Raw genomic sequence first — 1,718 nt, forward strand, 5'->3', positions numbered from 1 at the left:
CACCTCGGCATCGGAACTTCCCGCTTCCCCTCTCGCGCCGCGTTCGGCTTGGCGCGAAAGAGGCGTGATTGTAGGCAGCACTCGGCTTTCACGCAAGCCCTTTTTAAGGGTTTCATCAAAATTCTTGTGTCGCCGCGGCTTACCGTGTCGGCGCAGCACGCTCAACGGCGCCGAGCCGCCGCCGCCAGCCGCTCCAGCGGCACCGCGTCGGCCATCGCCGCGTACCCCGCATCGCTCGGATGAATGTCGTCGCCGCTGTTGTAGCGGCGCTGGAGTGCCGACGGCTTCGCGGGGTCGCGCAACGCGACGTCGAAATCCACGACACCGTCAAATGCGCCCGACGTCCGAATCCACTCGTTGACTTCACGGCGGATCGCTTCGCGCGCCGGCGGCAGCGACGCGGGCGTCAGCGTTGCGCCGAACACCGCGACGCCGCGCGCGTGCGCGGCGGCAATCACCCGGCGGTAGCCTGCGATCAGCGACTGCGCGTCGACCTGCGTGTGCGGCGCATCGCAATCGAGCCCCGACCGCGCCGGCATCGCCGCAAAATTGATGTCGTTGATGCCGATCAGCAGCACTGCGGCCTTCACGCTGGCGCGCGCCAGCGCGTCGCGCTCGAAGCGGCGCTCGAGCGCGACGCCGTAGCAGCGGGAGTCGCTCAGCAGCCGGTTTCCGCTGATGCCGAGATTCACCACGCCGATGTCGTGCTCGCCGGAGCGCTCGAGCCGCGCCGCGAACGCGTCCGGCCAGCGCCGATTGCGGTTCAGGCTCGAGCGCATGCCGTCCGTGATCGAATCGCCGATCGCCACGATCGTCGCGGCGCCCGGCCGCGACGCCTCGACCGCAAGCTCGGCCACCCACGCGGATTGCGTGAAGCGCGTCAGGTAGGCGTCGGGCGCGGCGTCGCTCGCGTGATTACCCGGCGTCGACACGTAATTGACCTGATTCGAGACGCGGTGCCAAACCGCCATCGTCTGGCGACCGCCCATATACAGGCTGAGCGCGTATGGCGCGCCCGCCGTCACGTCGAATGCGGCCGGATCGCTTTCCCGCTCCTCGCCGGGCGGCACTTCGATCGCGCGCCGACCGCCGAACGTCATCGTCGTCGAACTGCCGGCCGCGATCGCCGCGCCGCCCGACGAGCGAGCGATGCTCGCCTCGCCGATCACGAGCGGCGTCTTGCCGTATGCGTTGCTCACACGAATGCGGACCGCTCGCCCCGCGAGCGTCGGATAAACGATCTGGCGGACCGTGCGCCCCGCGACGTCCGGCGCGCGATACAACGGCGGCGGCGCCGCGAGATCCGGGATCGGCTGCAGCGCCGTCGCCCAGGACGCGACCCAGCGCGCCGGCTGCGCGGGCGCGTCGGCTTGCGCGGCGCTTGCCGTCTGCGATGCAGCGAGCGCGAGACAGCACGAAAGAGCGGAAAGCCAGCGGCGAGACGTCATTCGATACTCCTCACGGCAAAGCTTCGGATTTTGCCTGAACTCGGGTTGCGCGCTCCGTTGGTTGCGGGGAAATCGGCTGCGGCGGCGCTTGTCAGTTGCGGCACTGCGTTTCGCGGGCTTCGTTTCCGGTTTCCGGTTTCCGGTTGCCGGTTGCCGGTTGCCGGTTGCCGGTTGCCGGTTGCCGGTTGCCGGTTGCCGGTTGCCGGTTGCCGGTTGCCGGTCGCCGGTCGCCGGTCGCCGGTCGCCGGTCGCCGGTCGCCGGTCGCCGGT

1 protein-coding gene is annotated in these 1,718 nt (G+C 69.8%); it reads right to left on the bottom strand.

Features of this window, described 5'->3' with window-relative positions; translation table 11 throughout:
- Positions 1–161: 161 nt before the first annotated feature.
- Positions 162–1,448 (bottom strand): SGNH/GDSL hydrolase family protein, encoded by a 1,287-nt coding sequence (locus WS91_RS17950; RefSeq protein WP_059670725.1) that lies wholly within the window; start codon positions 1,446–1,448, stop codon positions 162–164.
- Positions 1,449–1,718: the final 270 nt, after the last annotated feature.

Source organism: Burkholderia sp. MSMB1498 (assembly GCF_001526245.1).
GTDB classification, from domain to species: domain Bacteria; phylum Pseudomonadota; class Gammaproteobacteria; order Burkholderiales; family Burkholderiaceae; genus Burkholderia; species Burkholderia savannae.

Excerpts from the sequence above, each read along its gene's own strand:
- WS91_RS17950 (WP_059670725.1), bottom strand. The coding sequence starts at position 1,448 with ATGACGTCTCGCCGCTGGCTTTCCGCTCTTTCGTGCTGTCTCGCGCTC.